Genomic DNA, 1,446 nt, shown 5'->3' with positions numbered 1-1,446 from the left:
CCTGACAGGATTCTTCGTTTTCTTATTATATAAATTTTCAGTCAAAAACGCGACAAACAGGAATTTATTGAAACGTACCTTTATATTTATTATAAAGCTCCTTAATTTGCTCCAGTTCAGAAGCAGTCAGTGTGTCCTTTGCATACTGCTTTAGACCTGCGGTATCGCCGCTTGTAATATAGGAAGATGCCTCTTTCATGGTTTCTGCTGACATGTGATTCGTGATGATATCATTGACGGTTTCTTTATCCTGTTCATCCATTGCATCCAGAATTTCACGTGCATCTACGCCGGTTGCGGCCTGTGCATCGGATGCAATCTGCGACTCCATTAATTTCTCTGCAACAACATCTGCTGCTTTACTTTTTATCTTTGGTAATGCTACAAAATAAGCAATGAGAATGATCACAATGGCAGCAATCAAAAAAACGATAAATTTCTGAAGACGGTGCTTTCTGTGTGGATATGCCATAGGGTTTGATACCTCCTTATTGTAGAACGTACAATGATGTTCCTGGTTAAACAATTTATGAATCCATAGAATTCTGTTGTCTGTTTTTCACGTGTTGGTATATATTATAACATAAAAGGTATGTTCCAATTGTGAAATCTCAGATTATTAAGGAAATCTTCACTAATGGGAGCGCAACCAGAACGATACATATCGTCGTAAAAGCACTGGAATTGTCGATTGCACCATCCATTGGTTTTTTTACGGCATGTCTGATTGAAAAGCAGAAGAAAAAATATGTATACATTTAACCGGGCAACAGTGCGTGAACTGGATAAGTTGCGGGAAAAAGACTCAAAACTTCCGACGATTTCCATTGGTTATGCCTATTATGATCATAATTATGAGAATGCACTGGATTCCATTGCAGAAGCAGACCGGATGATGTATCTGCATAAAAAGACAAAAAAAGAAAACGACTGAAATGACAGGACATGGCAGACAGAGGAATGCTTTCTTCTATTTACTATGTCCTGTCTGTTTGCATTCATGCGAAAAAACAGGTATAATCAAAAAACAGGAAAATTTTAACAAATTATAGCAAGAATTCTCCTTCCTCTACAGGTGGGAGATGAATTGCAAAAATAAATCTAAACGGAAAAAATAGAACACTTGTTCTACAGCGGAAAATGTGGTATAAAACAATCAGTTGAAAAGCCAGAAGGGACTGATTGTATGGATAAAATGGATCATAATGCACATTCAGTATATCTGATGTATTATCATCTGATCATGGTTGTAAAAGATAGAAGAAAAGTAATAGATGATCCGACTTCAGAACGGGCAAAGGAAATATGGGAACATATTGCACCTGATTACGGGATCACACTGGAAAAATGGAATCATGATTTAGATCATGTACATGTTATGTTTCGAGCACAGCCAAAATCAGAACTCAGTAAATTTATCAATGCGTATAAAAGTGCAAGCAGCCG

Annotated in this window: 4 protein-coding genes; 3 read left to right on the top strand and 1 reads right to left on the bottom strand. The window is 36.9% G+C overall.

What is annotated here, in order from left to right; translation table 11 throughout:
* Positions 1 to 64: 64 nt before the first annotated feature.
* Positions 65 to 472 carry a hypothetical protein gene (locus tag DXB15_RS16735; protein WP_118703564.1) on the bottom strand — a complete coding sequence of 136 codons (408 nt, stop codon included), beginning with the start codon at positions 470 to 472 and terminating at the stop codon, positions 65 to 67.
* A 131-nt stretch (positions 473 to 603) separates the two neighbouring features.
* On the opposite strand from DXB15_RS16735, the gene DXB15_RS17000 reads away from it, so the two are divergent.
* From DXB15_RS17000 to tnpA, 3 genes are all read left to right on the top strand, one after another.
* Positions 604 to 762: a hypothetical protein gene (locus DXB15_RS17000; protein WP_158582292.1), complete on the top strand. Its 159-nt coding sequence runs from the start codon at positions 604 to 606 to the stop codon at positions 760 to 762.
* A complete protein-coding gene (locus DXB15_RS16730) occupies positions 749 to 934 on the top strand; it encodes a diguanylate cyclase domain-containing protein (RefSeq protein ID WP_118703563.1) in 186 nt (61 codons plus the stop codon). The genes DXB15_RS17000 and DXB15_RS16730 overlap by 14 nt, the downstream gene beginning before the upstream one ends.
* 252 nt (positions 935 to 1,186) lie before the next feature.
* Positions 1,187 to 1,446, top strand: a 260-nt coding sequence (tnpA, locus tag DXB15_RS17410; protein WP_243115690.1) for an IS200/IS605 family transposase, incomplete at its 3' end; no start/stop codon positions are given.

The sequence above is a fragment of the Roseburia sp. OM02-15 genome (assembly GCF_003481835.1).
In the GTDB taxonomy this organism is placed as follows: domain Bacteria; phylum Bacillota; class Clostridia; order Lachnospirales; family Lachnospiraceae; genus Eubacterium_I; species Eubacterium_I ramulus_A.
Note: the sequence above shows the minus strand (reverse complement) of the source record. Positions and strands in the feature narration are given on the sequence as shown.

Excerpts from the sequence above, each read along its gene's own strand:
- DXB15_RS16735 (WP_118703564.1), bottom strand. The coding sequence starts at position 472 with ATGGCATATCCACACAGAAAGCACCGTCTTCAGAAATTTATCGTTTTT.
- DXB15_RS16730 (WP_118703563.1), top strand. The coding sequence starts at position 749 with ATGTATACATTTAACCGGGCAACAGTGCGTGAACTGGATAAGTTGCGG.